The organism is Bacteroides sp. 3_1_13, from assembly GCF_001185845.1.
Classification (GTDB): domain Bacteria; phylum Bacteroidota; class Bacteroidia; order Bacteroidales; family Bacteroidaceae; genus Bacteroides; species Bacteroides xylanisolvens.
The window spans coordinates 38,508-53,778 of record NZ_KQ236958.1; the positions used below are offsets into that span (position 1 = coordinate 38,508).

The 15,271-nt window shown below is 43.2% G+C and carries 12 protein-coding genes; 6 read left to right on the plus strand and 6 right to left on the minus strand.

Annotated elements, in window-relative coordinates; all coding sequences use genetic code 11:
• Positions 1-184: 184 nt before the first annotated feature.
• Positions 185-355: a DUF362 domain-containing protein gene (locus tag HMPREF9009_RS23520; RefSeq protein ID WP_002559159.1), complete on the minus strand. Its 171-nt coding sequence runs from the start codon at positions 353-355 to the stop codon at positions 185-187.
• A gap of 180 nt (positions 356-535) precedes the next feature.
• Here HMPREF9009_RS23520 and metA point away from each other — a divergent pair, with 180 nt between their 5' ends.
• From metA to HMPREF9009_RS23540, 4 genes are read left to right on the plus strand one after another with little or no spacing between them, the layout of a single operon-like run.
• On the plus strand, positions 536-1,453 hold the full coding sequence (gene metA, locus HMPREF9009_RS23525; RefSeq protein ID WP_004314573.1) for a homoserine O-acetyltransferase MetA: 918 nt from the start codon (positions 536-538) through the stop codon (positions 1,451-1,453).
• Positions 1,450-3,279: a peptidase U32 family protein gene (locus HMPREF9009_RS23530; RefSeq protein WP_049703548.1), complete on the plus strand. Its 1,830-nt coding sequence runs from the start codon at positions 1,450-1,452 to the stop codon at positions 3,277-3,279. The genes metA and HMPREF9009_RS23530 overlap by 4 nt, the downstream gene beginning before the upstream one ends.
• Positions 3,276-4,451: a zinc ribbon domain-containing protein gene (locus HMPREF9009_RS23535; RefSeq protein WP_192918831.1), complete on the plus strand. Its 1,176-nt coding sequence runs from the start codon at positions 3,276-3,278 to the stop codon at positions 4,449-4,451. Before HMPREF9009_RS23530 ends, HMPREF9009_RS23535 begins: the two co-directional genes overlap by 4 nt.
• A gap of 36 nt (positions 4,452-4,487) precedes the next feature.
• On the plus strand, positions 4,488-5,006 hold the full coding sequence (locus HMPREF9009_RS23540) for a GNAT family N-acetyltransferase (RefSeq protein WP_004314570.1): 519 nt from the start codon (positions 4,488-4,490) through the stop codon (positions 5,004-5,006).
• A gap of 532 nt (positions 5,007-5,538) precedes the next feature.
• Here the strand turns inward: HMPREF9009_RS23540 and HMPREF9009_RS23545 are convergent.
• The 4 genes from HMPREF9009_RS23545 to radA form a co-directional block, all read right to left on the minus strand.
• Positions 5,539-8,004 carry a TonB-dependent receptor gene (locus HMPREF9009_RS23545; RefSeq protein ID WP_049703610.1) on the minus strand — a complete coding sequence of 822 codons (2,466 nt, stop codon included), beginning with the start codon at positions 8,002-8,004 and terminating at the stop codon, positions 5,539-5,541.
• Positions 8,005-8,260: 256 nt separating this feature from the next.
• Positions 8,261-8,863, minus strand: coding sequence for a response regulator transcription factor (locus HMPREF9009_RS23550; RefSeq protein WP_008640722.1), 603 nt, complete (start codon positions 8,861-8,863; stop codon positions 8,261-8,263).
• A 16-nt stretch (positions 8,864-8,879) separates the two neighbouring features.
• Positions 8,880-10,529: an NAD(P)/FAD-dependent oxidoreductase gene (locus HMPREF9009_RS23555; RefSeq protein WP_049703549.1), complete on the minus strand. Its 1,650-nt coding sequence runs from the start codon at positions 10,527-10,529 to the stop codon at positions 8,880-8,882.
• A gap of 80 nt (positions 10,530-10,609) precedes the next feature.
• Positions 10,610-11,977, minus strand: coding sequence for a DNA repair protein RadA (radA, locus tag HMPREF9009_RS23560; protein ID WP_049703550.1), 1,368 nt, complete (start codon positions 11,975-11,977; stop codon positions 10,610-10,612).
• A gap of 169 nt (positions 11,978-12,146) precedes the next feature.
• Between radA and HMPREF9009_RS23565 the strand changes: the two genes are divergently transcribed.
• Positions 12,147-13,250 carry an AAA family ATPase gene (locus tag HMPREF9009_RS23565; protein ID WP_049703551.1) on the plus strand — a complete coding sequence of 368 codons (1,104 nt, stop codon included), beginning with the start codon at positions 12,147-12,149 and terminating at the stop codon, positions 13,248-13,250.
• Between the two features lie 9 nt (positions 13,251-13,259).
• Positions 13,260-13,910 carry a DUF3226 domain-containing protein gene (locus HMPREF9009_RS23570; protein ID WP_049703552.1) on the plus strand — a complete coding sequence of 217 codons (651 nt, stop codon included), beginning with the start codon at positions 13,260-13,262 and terminating at the stop codon, positions 13,908-13,910.
• A gap of 70 nt (positions 13,911-13,980) precedes the next feature.
• Here HMPREF9009_RS23570 and HMPREF9009_RS23575 read toward each other — a convergent pair whose 3' ends face one another.
• Positions 13,981-15,018, minus strand: coding sequence for an asparaginase (locus HMPREF9009_RS23575; RefSeq protein ID WP_008025258.1), 1,038 nt, complete (start codon positions 15,016-15,018; stop codon positions 13,981-13,983).
• Between the last annotated feature and the right edge of the window lie 253 nt (positions 15,019-15,271).

Consider the following 15,271-nt stretch of genomic DNA (forward strand, 5'->3'; position numbering starts at 1 on the left):
AGCTAAAGATATTAATGCTGCTTCTGTCATATTACAAAAGTAATCACTTTAAAGAAAGCTACAAATAGTTACCCCCAAGAAATTGCGGGTGAGCCATTAATCTGTGTAATCTGTGGTGAAGAAAGAGCAATAAAAAAAGGCTGCCTTCCATAGAAAGCAGCCTATACTCTTTTTGTAACTTGTATTATTCAGCCGGGTGAATTGCTTCAGACGGACAAACGTCTGCACAAGTACCACAGTCAGTACATACATCTGGGTTGATAGAATAGATATCACCTTCAGAGATAGCTTCTACCGGACACTCGTCAATGCAAGTTCCGCAAGCAATACAATCGTCACTAATTACGTATGCCATTTTTCTAAGATTTAAATTATTAGTACTAATTTCTCCGGCAAAAATAAGGCTTTTATTGATTGGTTGTTATGCTTCTATGTTTAAATTGACTTAATTTGTACGTCTTCTAAATAAGCTACCTCCCTATAATCTGCTATATTTTTCGTATTTTTGCACTCAAATTACTAATATATAGCGATTATGCCTTTAAATTTACCCGATAAACTACCTGCGATAGAGCTTTTGAAGGAAGAGAATATTTTTGTGATCGACACTTCCCGCGCTACGCAACAGGATATTCGTCCGCTACGGATTGTGATTCTGAATCTGATGCCGTTGAAAATTACAACGGAAACAGACTTGGTGCGTTTACTCTCCAATACACCTCTTCAGGTGGAGATTTCATTTATGAAGATCAAGAGCCACACGTCAAAGAATACGCCGATAGAACACATGAAAACGTTCTATACGGATTTCGACCAGATGCGTCACGAGAAGTATGATGGTATGATTATCACCGGAGCTCCTGTAGAACAGATGGACTTCGAGGAGGTGACCTATTGGGATGAGATTACGGAAATCTTTGATTGGGCACGTACGCATGTCACTTCTACCTTATATATATGCTGGGCTGCGCAGGCCGGATTGTATCATCATTATGGGGTTCCTAAATATCCGTTGAAAGAGAAGATGTTCGGTATCTTTGAACATCGGGTATTGGAACCTTTCCACTCCATCTTCCGTGGTTTTGATGATTGTTTCTATGTGCCGCATAGCCGTCATACAGAAGTACGCAGGGAAGACATTCTGAAAGTTCCGGAACTGACGTTGCTTTCCGAATCGGAAGATGCCGGTGTCTATATGGCAATGGCACGGGGCGGTCGTGAATTCTTTGTCACGGGACACTCCGAATATTCTCCGCTGACACTGGACACGGAATACCGTCGCGATCTAGATAAAGGCTTGCCGATAGAGATGCCCCGCAATTATTATATAGACAATGATCCTGAAAAAGGCCCGTTGGTACGTTGGCGTGCTCATGCCAATTTGTTGTTCTCCAATTGGCTGAACTACTTCGTTTATCAGGAAACACCTTACAACATCAACGATATTCAATGATAAAGCAGCGTAAAATAGAACTTCTCGCTCCGGCGAAAAACCTGGAATGTGGCATTGAAGCTATCAATCATGGGGCAGATGCAGTATATATCGGTGCTCCGAAGTTCGGTGCCCGTGCGGCGGCTGTGAACTCATTGGAAGATATTGAAGCATTGGTGCAGCATGCCCATTTGTATCATGCACGTATTTATGTCACGGTCAATACGATTCTGAAAGAAGAAGAGTTGAAAGAGACGGAGGAGATGATTCATGCACTTTATCGGATTGGCGTAGACGCGCTGATTGTGCAGGACATGGGGATCACGAAGTTGAATCTTCCTCCGATACCGCTTCATGCCAGTACACAGATGGACAACCGTACACCGGAAAAAGTAAAATTCCTTTGGGAGGCGGGTTTCCGGCAAGTAGTCCTGGCGCGGGAACTATCGTTGCGTGAAATAAAAAAGATACACGAAAATTGTCCGGAAGTGCCTTTAGAGGTATTCGTACATGGGGCACTTTGTGTCAGCTATAGCGGGCAGTGCTATGTCAGCCAAGCCTGTTTCGGTCGTAGTGCCAACCGGGGAGAATGTGCGCAATTCTGCCGGTTACCTTTTAGTCTGGTAGACGCGGACGGGAAAGTGATTGTCAAAGACAAACATCTGCTTTCCCTGAAAGATATGAATCAAAGTGACGAGCTGGAGCAATTGCTGGATGCCGGAGCTTCCTCGTTCAAGATAGAAGGGCGACTGAAAGACGTTTCTTACGTGAAGAATGTAACGGCCGCTTATCGTCAGAAGCTGGATGCCATCTTTGCCCGTCGTCCGGAATATGTAAGGGCTTCTTCGGGTACGTGCAATTTCGAGTTTAAGCCGCAACTGGATAAGAGTTTCAGCCGTGGATTCACACATTATTTCCTGCATGGACGTGACAAAGAGATTTTCTCTTTCGACACTCCCAAGTCGTTGGGCGAGGAGATGGGGACTGTGAAGGAGATTCGCGGCAATTATCTGACGGTTGCGGGACTTAAATCCTTTAACAATGGAGACGGTGTTTGTTATATCGACGAACAGGGACGTTTACAGGGATTCCGCATCAACCGGGTGGACAGCAACAAACTATATCCACAGGAAATGCCTCGCATCAAGCCTCGTACCACATTATATCGTAATTTCGACCAAGAATTTGAACGAGTGCTTTCCCGTAAGTCTGCCGAAAGGAAAATCGCAGTACGAATGTTGCTTGCCGACCATCATTCCGGTTTCTCTTTGACATTGACTGACGAAGATGATAATAGAGTCACAATCACCCTTCCACGTGAAAAAGAGCCGGCCCGGACTCCGCAGACGGACAACCTGAAAACGCAACTGTCCAAATTGGGGAATACGCCTTTCGAAGCAAAAGAAATAGAAATCTCTTTTACCGACAACTGGTTTCTGCCGGCTTCGGTATTAGCCGATTTCCGCCGGCAGGCAATCGACCGGTTAATAACTGCCCGTCGAATCAATTACCGTCAGGAATTGTCGGTATGGAAGTCAACCAATCATGCTTTTCCACAAACGACGCTAACCTATCTGGGAAATGTCATGAATACTCGTGCAGCCTCTTTCTATCAGGAGCATGGGGTTCAACAGGTAGCAGCGGCTTACGAAAAAGAAGCGGTGGAAGATGCGGTACTGATGTTCTGCAAACATTGTTTGCGTTACAGTATGGGATGGTGTCCCATCCATCAACGGGTACGTTCACCTTATAAAGAACCCTATTACCTGGTGTCAAATGACGGCAAACGTTTTCGTCTGGAATTTGATTGTAAGAATTGTCAAATGAAAGTAAAAGCGGCTCAATGAGAATCATTATTCACAATTTTCACCACAGTTTTCACCACAGAGGACGCAGAGGACACAGAGGATATAGTGGAGGTGACATCTTCACTCATTCTTCTGATACAGACTGTTTGAGTGTTTTTGGGAAAAAGTGTAGAAAGTTTTTCTCTTTACCCTCTTTCCCCTTTTTACCCTCTTTATCCTTTTTATCCTCTGTGTCCTCTGTGGTGAAAATAGTGATGAAAACAGTGATGAACCTCCTACTATGTTTACTTTTGCTCTCATCTTGTTATTATAAAGCACCGGCTTTGGATTCGGAAGAACTGTCGAAGAAGACGAAAGACTCGTTGACTTACTTGTACGAACGGCATTATACATGGAATACAAACTTGGAAGTAGTCGATGATTCCATCTCTTTGGAATGTCTTCCGATAAAAGATACTTTTATTCAGTTGAATAAAGGGGATAGGGTAGTGGTGGCAGAGTTTGCGGTTCACCCTGCCGATAGTGTAGACAGTGTTTGGGTGAAGCTGGCTCACACACAGGATGAACAGGGCTGGATACGTGAAAAAGAACTCAAGAAGTCATTTGTGCCGACTGATAGTATTTCGCAGGCCATTCATCTTTTCAGTGATACGCATGCTTCTTATTTCATTATCATCTTCGCTTTATTCGTCGGTGTATATCTGTTTCGCGCTTTTCGTCGAAAGCAGTTGCAGATGGTCTATTTTAATGATATAGATAGTGTTTATCCGTTATTTCTCTGTTTGTTGATGGCTTTCAGTGCAACGATTTACGAATCGATGCAGGTCTTTGTGCCGGAAACGTGGGAGCATTTTTATTTCAATCCTACTTTGTCGCCGTTCAAAGTTCCTTTTATTCTCTCTGTCTTCTTGTTGAGTATTTGGCTGTTTTTGATAGTCGCTTTGGCGGTGCTGGATGATTTGTTCCGACAGTTGACTCCCGCTGCAGCTATCTTTTATCTGCTGGGGTTGATGTCTTGTTGTATTTTCTGCTATTTCTTCTTTATCCTGATGACACATATTTATATCGGTTATCTGTTCCTTGCCTTTTTTATGCTGGTTTTTGCGAAGAAAGTCCATCGGAACATTGGGTATAAGTATCGTTGTGGGCGTTGTGGGGAAAAGTTGAAGCAAAAAGGTGTATGCCCCCATTGTGGAGCTATCAATGAGTAATTTTATTATCTGTTTTATTCTTGAATAACTTTTCAAATGATGGAAATCAGATCTACCGAAATAAAAGATCTCCCTTTAGTGATGGAGATTTATGACTATGCCCGTGCCTTTATGCGTGCAACCGGAAATACTACTCAATGGATTGACGGTTATCCTTCTGAAGTATTGATTCGTCAGGAAATTGAAGATGGACATAGCTTTGTCTGCATAGATGAACAGGGAGAAATTTTGGGGACTTTTTGTTTTATCTTGGGAGACGACCCTACTTATCAACAGATTTATGAAGGAACATGGCTCAATAATGAACCTTATGGAGTGATTCATCGGCTGGCAACGAACGGAAAACAGAAGGGGGTATCGGAAACCTGCTTGAACTGGTGTTTCGAACGTTGGCCCAATCTCCGGGTAGATACTCATCGGGACAATAAAGTCATGCAGCATATATTGACGAAGTATGGTTTTCAACGCTGTGGCATCATTTATGTAAAGAACGGTACAGAGCGTATCGCTTATCAGATGACGCGTGTATCTGATGGAACAGAGAAACTTGCTTAATCGTGGTGGAGTGTAGTTGAAGTGTATTAGATGTGGGCAAGATAATCTTAGATATAAGCAAACCAATAGGAAACTGTAGGTAAAGTAATGCCAGAGTACCGGTATAGTTCCGTTAAGATGCCGGTATAGTTGTGTGAAGGTACCGCTATCTTTACCTTCCCACGGCCGTGGTGACTTCTTCCCACAGCCGTGACGAGATCTCTCCACGGCCGTGAAGAGAAGCTACCACAGCCATGGAAAGGTAAAGATAGCGTAGGGTTAAGAGAACAATGCCTATTGGATTAATTAAGTATAACGGCTTTATAATGCATACTTCATAGAGGCATACGTTCTTCTATCACGTATTCCATGCCATCAATCTATAAGAGACAGGCTGACAATAAAAGTCCGAATCTTTTATTGTCAGCCTGTTTTTGGGTTATTGTCAGCACTTATTGTCAGGTGTCAATGACTTGATAATCATTGTTCTATATGGATAAAATCTTTAGCTGACAATAAAATGACTAAATAATATCTCTATGAGTGAAAATGATTAGAACCGGCAGCGGAGATCTACCCCAAATTGCATTGGGCGTCCTTTCTGCATAAAACCTTTGTTCATTGTTTCGAAATAGAAGGCGGCATATTCTTTATTCAAGAAGTTGCGTGCCCAGAAACTAATCATTGCGTCACCGATTTCCAGATTCGTTCTCCAGTTGAGTGTGCCATAGAAAGATTGGCTGACATCGTTTTGTTCAGTCCAGTAGATACGTCCGGCAGCGTTATAATTAGCTTGGAATACAACCCGGTCGAAGATAGAGCGCGGACTGCAGGTGATGGCGTATTCTCCTCCGATATTTAAGGTATGTTTGGGGACAAAGGGAACATATTTGCCATTATAATCTGCGGTTACTTTAAAAGTGCCGTCTTTTTGCTCTTCGGTGATTACATAATCCGTAAAGGTGGCATACGTATATCCGTAACTGACATTCAGGCTAAGTTCTTTTGTCACACTGGCACGAAGGGCTGCTTCTGCACCATAGCTACGGCTTTTTCCTGCATTGATCGTGATACGTCCCAGACCACTTTCTGCAAATTGGGAGAGTTGTTGGTCGCGGGTATCCATATAGAATGCTGCGACGTCAGCCCAAAGTCTTCCTTCCCATAGAGTAAGGTGACTACCTACTTCGTAGTTCCACGAATATTCGGGTTTGTAAGTGGTGGACGCTTTTACATCAATCTCTTTTGTAGGTACCATTTGGTTCATCATATTAATGATGGTTTTTCCCCAGGTGGCATCTTGCCCTATTGTCGGACTTTCTTTGATGGCATTCATCATCGAATTTTTCAATTCTGTTTGTGATAAGTCAGAGAACATTTGGATGTTATATCCTCCCGAACGATATCCCCGGGTGACGGTGGCATAAACGTTATTTTGATTCTTCCATTCATATTGAATAGCAAATTTGGGTAGGAGCTGTACATAATCAGTAGAGAGCTTGCCAACGAAAGAGGCAGGGGCTTTCATATTCTGATCAGACAAGTTTATTTGGTTGGGTCCCATAGCTAAGTGAAAATCAAAACCAAAGTCGATAGGAGTGCTAAGAGAATTATACTTCATACTGATTTTCTCGTAATCGAGCCGGAGGCCGGCTGTAACGGACAGTCCTTCTATGAACAAGTTGTTGAAAGTAGACTGATGATAAAGTGCACCGCTAAGAGTCGGGGTATCGAAAGTTCCTCCTACGCTTAATGACGGGTTATGTACGGTCATTCCCATGGTGGGAGCTCCGGGTTTGGCAGATACTTCTTCAAAAGCTGCATTGGCGTTGTTTTCAATGACCGACTTCACTCCTTCTTCTTTAAACAGAACAGGACCTGTAGTATGCAGCCATTGATAGAATCCGAAAGCTCCCGTAGCCCACTGCCATCTTTTTCCGGGTTTGGCTTTCAACACAATCTCTTCGGAAATGGTGTTTGCACGTTGCTTTTGCTCAATATTGAAAATATCTCTTTCTGTGAAATCCTGATCGAGAAACATGCGGTCGTTCAGGTTCTGATAACCTGTCACGGCACTTAATATAAAGTTGTTGGCTTGATATTCGATGTTAACACCGGAGTTGAGCAATCCACGGCGGTAACTGCTGCGGTCGTTATATGAAATCTTACCGATATAATCTGCCCGGTCTTCTGTCATTTCCTTACCATTTTCTTTCGCTTTAGCTATCGCACTGGGGGTAATCCCGGTATAGTAATACGGATATCCGCCCTGATCGCTATATTCATAGCTAAGGGCCATATCTATTTTCAGGTTCGAAGTAGGCAGGTAAATACCACGGAAACGTCCGCCACCGGCATTGCTCTTGTCTACCTTTTCGTTGTTTCTTGCCGAATTTTCAAAGAAGCCACCTGTGTGTTCGTAGAAACCTCCGGTAGAAAAGGCGAAGCGGTCGGATGTCCGGTGATAGTGGGTGAGTGACACATTATAATTATTGTAGGTCGCTGCTCCCATGCGGATATCAGTACCTTGATAAGTGAAAGGCGATTTTGTGTGCACTTTGATAAGTCCTCCCATCGTATTACGCCCGTAGAGAGTGCCTTGTGGTCCGCGGAGAATATCAATACGTTCGATATCAGCATAGTTGAAGTCGAAAGCGGATTTGTCGATATAAGGGATGTTGTCTACATAAAGTCCTACGGACGGAGTGTTGATACGTGAGCCGATTCCACGGATATAAATGGAAGTGGTCAGTTTGGAACCATAATCGGGGATAAACAGATTAGGGACGATGCCTGTCAGGTTTTTCACAGAGTTCACCTGATTGGCACGCATATTATCTTGTGATAAAACAGTGGCTGCCACCGGTAATTCACGCAACTTACGATTCTCTTTCGGAGTGGCAATCACTACCACTTCTTCGATGTCTACTATTTTTAGTGAGTCTTTCGGGAAATCTTCTGCCCATGCTGTACCAGTCGTCAGGAGCGTAAGGGCAATCATAAAATTCTTTCTCTTCATCTGCTGTTCATTTATCTGCTGCAAAGTAACGGCAAATATAGACAATGGTCAATCCTCATTTATTAGGATTTGTTTCACCACAGTTTTCACCACAATTTTCACCACAGAGGACGCAGAGGACACAGAGGGTATAGTGAAGGTAACATCTTCACTCATTCTCTGATACAGACTGTTTGAGTGTTTTTGGGAAAAAGTGTGGAAAGTTTTTCTCTTTACCTTCTTTATCCTTTTTATCCTCTGCGTCCTCTGTGGTGAATCAGATTCGGTCTGCTTCTATATACCCGTTCATTACCGCATAAATAGTCAGTCCGGAGACGGACTTGATACCTAATTTCTCTGTGATATTTTTCCGGTGAGTGATAACGGTGGTCAGGCTGATATTCAGTTTATCTGCTATTTCTTTGTTGATTAATCCTTTGGTTATCAGTACGAGCACTTCTATTTCACGGGAAGATAGAATTTCCTGATGAGGCTGCGCCGGAGGCATGGATGGCATATCTTTCACCGGATAACCGTTGTGGTGGGCGTGTTGATGGAGTTTCAATATATTTTTCACCAATTCTTCCTCGGATTCATGGATGTTGAGTACAGGCACGCCGGACAGTTGGAATTGCGGACTGTCGCTTGCCAATACAATTGTTTTTCGTTTCCGGGGGAGAAAGAAAGCATTGTGCTCCACATAAATCTGTGCGGAAATGAAATAATGGGCATACATATCCGGCGTATCGTCCATCAGTTCACTGAATTGATGGAAGGTACGTATGGTTGCCATAGGAATCATTTCCTCCAGAATTCCTTTCAGGCCGAGACTGGTTAGTGTGTTTGCTTCTACAATGGCTATTTCGGGTTGATGATTCATTTTCATGTAGTTTTAGTTAACGATTGAAATAATTGGCTACCGCTTCCGCACACCGTTCTCCATCCACTCCGGCAGAAACAATCCCTCCGGCATAGCCTGCACCTTCTCCACAAGGGAATAATCCGCGAACGGTTGTATGTTGCAATGTCTCTTTATCGCGTACGATGCGGACAGGCGAAGAAGTACGTGTCTCTACGCCGATCATCACCGCTTCATTAGTGAGGAAGCCATGACTGTAACGTCCGAATTGCTGGAAACCGAGAGATAATCTTTTGCTGATAAACTCCGGCATCCAGAAATGAAGCGGAGAAGAAATCAATCCCGGGCTGTAAGAAGATTCGGGTAAGTCGTAACTCAATTTTTTGCGGGTGAAGTCCTGCATACGCTGTGCCGGTGCTGTCTGCCTTCTGCCTCCTTGCAACCAGCATTGACGTTCCTGTTCTTCCTGAAAGTAAAGGGGAAGAAGTTGAGAATTGAGAGTTGAGAGTTGAGAGTTGTTTAGAGATGGGTTAAGAGCCAGTAGCTGTTCATTTCGTTGCGCAGCTAACTCTCCATTCTCCACTCTCCACTCTCCACTTATTAAATCCTCTGGTTGCACTTCCACCACCATGCCCGAATTGCTCCATCGCGAGCCACGATTAGAAGGAGACATTCCGTTCACTACCACTTGCTCCGGTCCGCTGGCAGCAGGAACAATGAAACCGCCGGGGCACATACAGAAGCTATACACTCCTCTGCCTTCAACCTGTGTGACGAAGCTATATTCTGCGGCAGGCAGATACTTGCCTCGTCCCTCCTTGTTATGATATTGTATCTGATCGATCAACATTGCCGGATGCTCCAAACGGACACCGACTGCAATGCCTTTCGCTTCAATCGCCACATGATTCGCAGCCAGCCAACGATATACATCTCTCGCCGAATGTCCGGTTGCCAGTATCACAGGTCCGAGAAAAGTCTTTCCTGTATTTGTTTCGATACCTTTTACTTCGTCATTCTCGATAATCAGTGCCTCCATTCGCGTCTGGAAATGTACTTCTCCGCCACACTCGATGATGGTATTCCGCATATTTTCAATGACACGTGGCAACTTGTCTGTCCCGATATGCGGATGCGCGTCTACTAATATCGCCGTAGAAGCCCCATGCTGGCAGAACACGTTCAATATCTTATCTATATTCCCTCTCTTTTTGCTCCGGGTGTAGAGTTTCCCATCCGAATAAGCTCCTGCACCGCCTTCGCCAAAACTGTAATTTGATTCCGGGTCAACCGTGTGTTCCCTGCTGATTTGTGCTAAATCTTTTTTCCGCTCGCGTACGTCTTTTCCGCGTTCGATAACAACGGGACGTAACCCCAGTTCGATGAGGCGCAGGGCTGCAAATAGTCCGCCGGGACCTGCGCCCACGACAATCACTTGCGGCTTTCCCTCTACCTTATTATATATAGTATGCTCGTATTCATCATCTTTAGGCATCTCACGGATATAAGCTCGTACCTTCAGATTGACAAAGATAGTCCGCTGCCGTGCATCGATGCTCCGTTTCAAGATTCGGGTAGCAGTGATGTCACGCAGGTTCAAACCTTTTTCTTTAGAAAGATATTCTTTTAGTTTCTGTTCGTTTGCTGCGATTTCGGGAAGGATGCGGAGTTGGTATTCTTGTATCATTTAGTTATTGTTGATATTATTTTTGACTATAAAATTGATAAAGCGGATCATTTATTTATCAGTGACTATTTATCAGTGCCCTATCCGAATAGAGCCCTGAACGCCTCTTCCACCTTTCTCACCGGAACTAACTCGATCTTCAGTTTCTTAGTGTCAATCCCTTGCAAATTATATTTTGGCAACAAGAACCGTTTAAAACCCAATTTCTCGGCTTCACCAATACGTTGCTCAATTCGATTCACAGGACGTATCTCTCCCGACAGTCCGATTTCTCCCGCCATGCAAACTTCCGGCTCAATGGCTGCGTCCATATTGGACGAAAGGATGGCACTGATAACCGGCAAGTCGATAGCCGGGTCATTCACCTTCAGTCCTCCGGCAATATTCAGGAACACATCTTTCTGTGCCAGCTTAAATCCGACACGTTTTTCGAGAACAGCCAGCAGCATATTCATTCTTCTTAAATCGAAACCGGTTGCCGAACGTTGAGGATTTCCATAAACAGCAGAACTGACCAAAGCCTGTGTCTCGATCAAGAACGGGCGGATTCCTTCGATAGCGGAAGCAATAGCCACTCCACTCATTCCCTCATGATCCTGACTAAGCAAAAGCTCGGAAGGATTATTCACCTGGCGCAACCCATCCTGACGCATTTCATAAATCCCTAACTCTGCCGTACTGCCGAAACGATTCTTGATGCTGCGCAGAATACGATACATATAATGCTGATCGCCTTCAAATTGAAGGACGGTATCGACGATATGTTCCAATACTTTAGGTCCTGCAATACTTCCTTCTTTATTAATATGACCGATCAGCAACACAGGGGTATGCGTTTCTTTCGCGAAACGAAGAATAGATGCCGAACACTCTCTGACTTGCGCAATACTTCCGGGAGATGATTCGATACTCTCGGTGGAAATAGTCTGTATAGAGTCAATAATCACTAAATCGGGATTCGTATTCTTGATATGCACGTAAATTTGTTCGAGCGAAGTCTCACAAACGATCAGGCAATCACTGGAAGCGTCAGAGAGACGATCGGCACGGAGTTTAAGCTGTCGTGCACTTTCTTCACCGGACACATAAAGGATTTTCTTTTCCGGCATGTGCAGTACGGTCTGCATGACGAGCGTGGATTTACCGATTCCCGGCTCACCGCCTATCAGGACAAGAGAACCTTGTACAAGTCCGCCACCCAATACGCGATTCAATTCATCATCGTGCATATTGATGCGTGGCTCGTCGTCCGCTTCAATATCGCTAAGTGCCAGTGGTTTGGGTTTCTGTGTTTCAATGCCCGACACCGGGCGGCGGTTGGTAGGTTCTTTCCGTACGATTTCTTCAACATACGTATTCCATTCTCCACACGACGGACATTTACCCACCCATTTCGGTGAATCCTGTCCGCAATTACTGCATACATATACGGTTTTCTCTTTTGCCATTTTATCTCTTATTCTAACTAAATAAGTCTCGTCAACTTGCTTTTGGAGCAAAAGTAACTATAAATAGCCCAAAGCACAAAACAAATCTCATTGATTTTAATTCAATTATGTAAGGCGAATCACAATAATAACTATCTTTGTTGTGATAATACACAAAATACCGTTCAATATGAATAGTTTGTATATAAAGAATTATAAGAACCTGGAGAGTTTACAAATCGATAAATTGGGACGTGTGAATTTGATAGCAGGTGAAAATAACGTAGGTAAATCTTCGCTATTAGAGGCTGTTTCCATACTTCAATCTGGTGGAAGTCTTGAATGGCTGATGCAATTATTGGAATTCCGTGGTGAGTCAACTGACCGATATGTAGAAAACCACCAACGAAAGGAGTTGGATAGTTTTTTGTCCTTTGTTCCTAATTACGATAATGAGCATAAATTTGAGCTTCCTATTATGCTATCAGATATGGAATGTAAGGTGGAAATACGATTTGTGTATTTTACGGAGATGCAGGTAACAGAAGGTGGTTTTGATAGAACAGTTCGTACTGTTGTAGAGAATTACGACCCAAGTAGTTATTATGAAAATATAGGACTTGGTTTGGAGATTACTCCTTCTCTCGGTCAAAAGATTCTTTATACGTTTAATGGTTCGGTTCCTCGTTCCCAAATGGATTTGTTGAATAAAGTTCAATATGTAAGAATGGGGGATATAAATACGATAAATAATCCTTCTTTGTTTGATAAACTAGCTCTAACTCCATTACAGAAAGAGGTTGTGAAGGCTCTGCAAATAATAGAGCAAAGAATAGTGGATTTGAACTTCTTGAAAGATGATAGACGCAGAAATAGACTTTCACGTGAGAGAAATGAGGATGAGCGTGTACCGTATGTTGTGTTTGAGGGAGAATCAAAGCCACGTAGATTAAGTTCTATGGGAGATGGAATAAACCGTATTTTGACTATTATTCTTGCAATGTTGAATACTAAGGAGGGTGTTTTGCTTATTGATGAATTTGAAAATGGGTTACACTATTCAGTTCAGCAGAAATTATGGAAAGTCATTTTTAGTTTGTCAAGGATGCTCAATATACAGGTTTTCGTAACAACTCATAGCCGTGATGCAATTCGCGCTTTTGTAGCAGAAAATATAGAAAATGACGGGACATTTATTCGTTTAGAGCGGCGTAAAAATAAAGTTGTAGCCGTTACTTACGATAATAAGGAAGACTTGGAGTTGGTATTGGAGCAGGATATTGAAATTAGATAAAACGATAAAATGGCTGATAAGCGGAGAGAAGAAGATTATGCATTCAAATTATTAGTAGAGGGACCGGATGATTTGTTTGTGATAGCGCATTTAAGGGAATTGAATCAATTAGAGGATAATATTTTTATTAAACCATGCGGTTCAGTAGAAAAAGCAATCGAATTATTTCGTATTCTGATAGATAAACAAACTGCCAATAATCGAATATTAGGGCTTGTGATTGATGCGGATTTGAATATAGCCGGGCGTTGGCAACGAATCTCTCAGATATTAGTTGAAAGCGGAAAGTATACAGTGCCTGATGTTCTTCCAAATGAAGGGCTGATTCTTTTCCCAAATGATTCTGACGATGTGAAGATTGGAGTTTGGGTGATGCCTGATAATCAATTGAGTGGAATGTTGGAGGATTTCCTGGCTAAGTTGGCTGTCAATGACAAAGACTTGTTAGATGAAGTAGATGCCGCTTTGGAAGTAATAGAACATAAAAAAGTGAATAAGTATAAAGCAATTCATAAATCCAAGGCTCGCATTCATACATTTCTGGCTTGGCAAGAGGAGCCCGGAGTTTCTATGGGAAGTGCAATTGCAAAAAGCTATTTGAGAGCAGACTCTGAACAGGCCATTTTATTTGTGAACTGGCTTAAGAATTTGTTTAGTTAAAACCCTATTTGTTCAACGCGCAAAACAAATTCAGATAAAATCTGTTCAATGCGTAAAACAAACAGGGAATTTACAGAGTTATCTCTCCTGCCATCGAACGGTTCATCCGGTCGCGCACCTCGTCCGCTGTATATCCATGTCCGAGTAAGAACATTAATTTCGTCACAGCAGACTCCGTCGTACTGTCGTATCCGGAGACAACACCTGCCTGCAACAACTGGTAGCCCGTTTCATAACGTTCCATCTCTACCATTCCTGCGCTGCATTGCGTCACGTTGACAATCACAATTCCACGTTCGCTGGCCTGACAAAGCCGACGTATGAACCATTCCTTCCGGGGAGCATTTCCCGAACCGTATGTTTCGAGCACGACAGCCTTCAATCCGTCAATCCCCAGAATGGCGGCAATCACATTTTCCTGGATGCCCGGGAAGAGTTTCAGTACCACAACATTGGTATCTAGCAGATAATGAGGCTTCAATTCCCGCTCTTCACCATTTACGTGAATCTGCACATTATTATATTTGATATGGATTCCGGCTTCCGCCAATACCGGGTAATTGAAAGAACGGAACGCGTTGAAGTTTTCCGCATTCATCTTGGTCGTGCGGTTTCCCCGCATCAGATGATTTTCAAAGAAGATGCACACTTCCGGTACGAGCGCCCTCCCTTCCTTGTTTTGTGCGACGGCAATCTCGATGCTGGTCATCAGGTTTTCCTTTCCGTCCGTGCGGAGTACACCTATGGGAAGTTGTGAACCTGTGAGGATAACAGGTTTATCGAGCCCTTCGAGCATAAAACTTAATGCGGAAGCAGTGTAAGCCATTGTATCCGTTCCGTGCAGGATGACGAAGCCGTGGTAGCGGTCGTAATTTTCATGAATGATGCGTACCAACTTCCGCCACATATCCGGTTCCATGTCCGACGAATCCATTGGAGGATCAAACTGATAGGTGTCAATCGGGAAGTTGAACTTTTGCAGTTCGGGGATATACTTTTGCAGTTGCTCGAAGTTAAAGTTCTCCAGAGCACCTGTCGCGGCATTCTCGATCATGCCAATTGTTCCACCGGTGTATATTAGCAATACGGAAGTATTTAATGGATTCATAAGCTGATTTTGTGCGATTGTTTTCGCAAATATAATAATATATTTGATATATAAGTAGCAAAATGTCATAAAAGTAAAGGCGGATGACAGGACGAATAGAAGACGGAAGATTCTTTTTATCAGAAAAAAACCGAAAAAAGTGATAGATTGAACGTTTTTATTATTACTTTTGCGACACTTATCAAAAACAAGAGTAGAAACAAGGACTATGATGAAGTACTATCCACATACAGTCACATCCATGTGTACCATG

Coding starts and splice junctions, on each gene's coding strand:
- HMPREF9009_RS23520 (WP_002559159.1), bottom strand. CDS start 355: ATGGCATACGTAATTAGTGACGATTGTATTGCTTGCGGAACTTGCATT.
- metA (WP_004314573.1), top strand. CDS start 536: ATGCCTTTAAATTTACCCGATAAACTACCTGCGATAGAGCTTTTGAAG.
- HMPREF9009_RS23530 (WP_049703548.1), top strand. CDS start 1,450: ATGATAAAGCAGCGTAAAATAGAACTTCTCGCTCCGGCGAAAAACCTG.
- HMPREF9009_RS23535 (WP_192918831.1), top strand. CDS start 3,276: ATGAGAATCATTATTCACAATTTTCACCACAGTTTTCACCACAGAGGA.
- HMPREF9009_RS23540 (WP_004314570.1), top strand. CDS start 4,488: ATGATGGAAATCAGATCTACCGAAATAAAAGATCTCCCTTTAGTGATG.
- HMPREF9009_RS23545 (WP_049703610.1), bottom strand. CDS start 8,004: ATGAAGAGAAAGAATTTTATGATTGCCCTTACGCTCCTGACGACTGGT.
- HMPREF9009_RS23550 (WP_008640722.1), bottom strand. CDS start 8,863: ATGAATCATCAACCCGAAATAGCCATTGTAGAAGCAAACACACTAACC.
- HMPREF9009_RS23555 (WP_049703549.1), bottom strand. CDS start 10,529: ATGATACAAGAATACCAACTCCGCATCCTTCCCGAAATCGCAGCAAAC.
- radA (WP_049703550.1), bottom strand. CDS start 11,977: ATGGCAAAAGAGAAAACCGTATATGTATGCAGTAATTGCGGACAGGAT.
- HMPREF9009_RS23565 (WP_049703551.1), top strand. CDS start 12,147: ATGAATAGTTTGTATATAAAGAATTATAAGAACCTGGAGAGTTTACAA.
- HMPREF9009_RS23570 (WP_049703552.1), top strand. CDS start 13,260: ATGGCTGATAAGCGGAGAGAAGAAGATTATGCATTCAAATTATTAGTA.
- HMPREF9009_RS23575 (WP_008025258.1), bottom strand. CDS start 15,018: ATGAATCCATTAAATACTTCCGTATTGCTAATATACACCGGTGGAACA.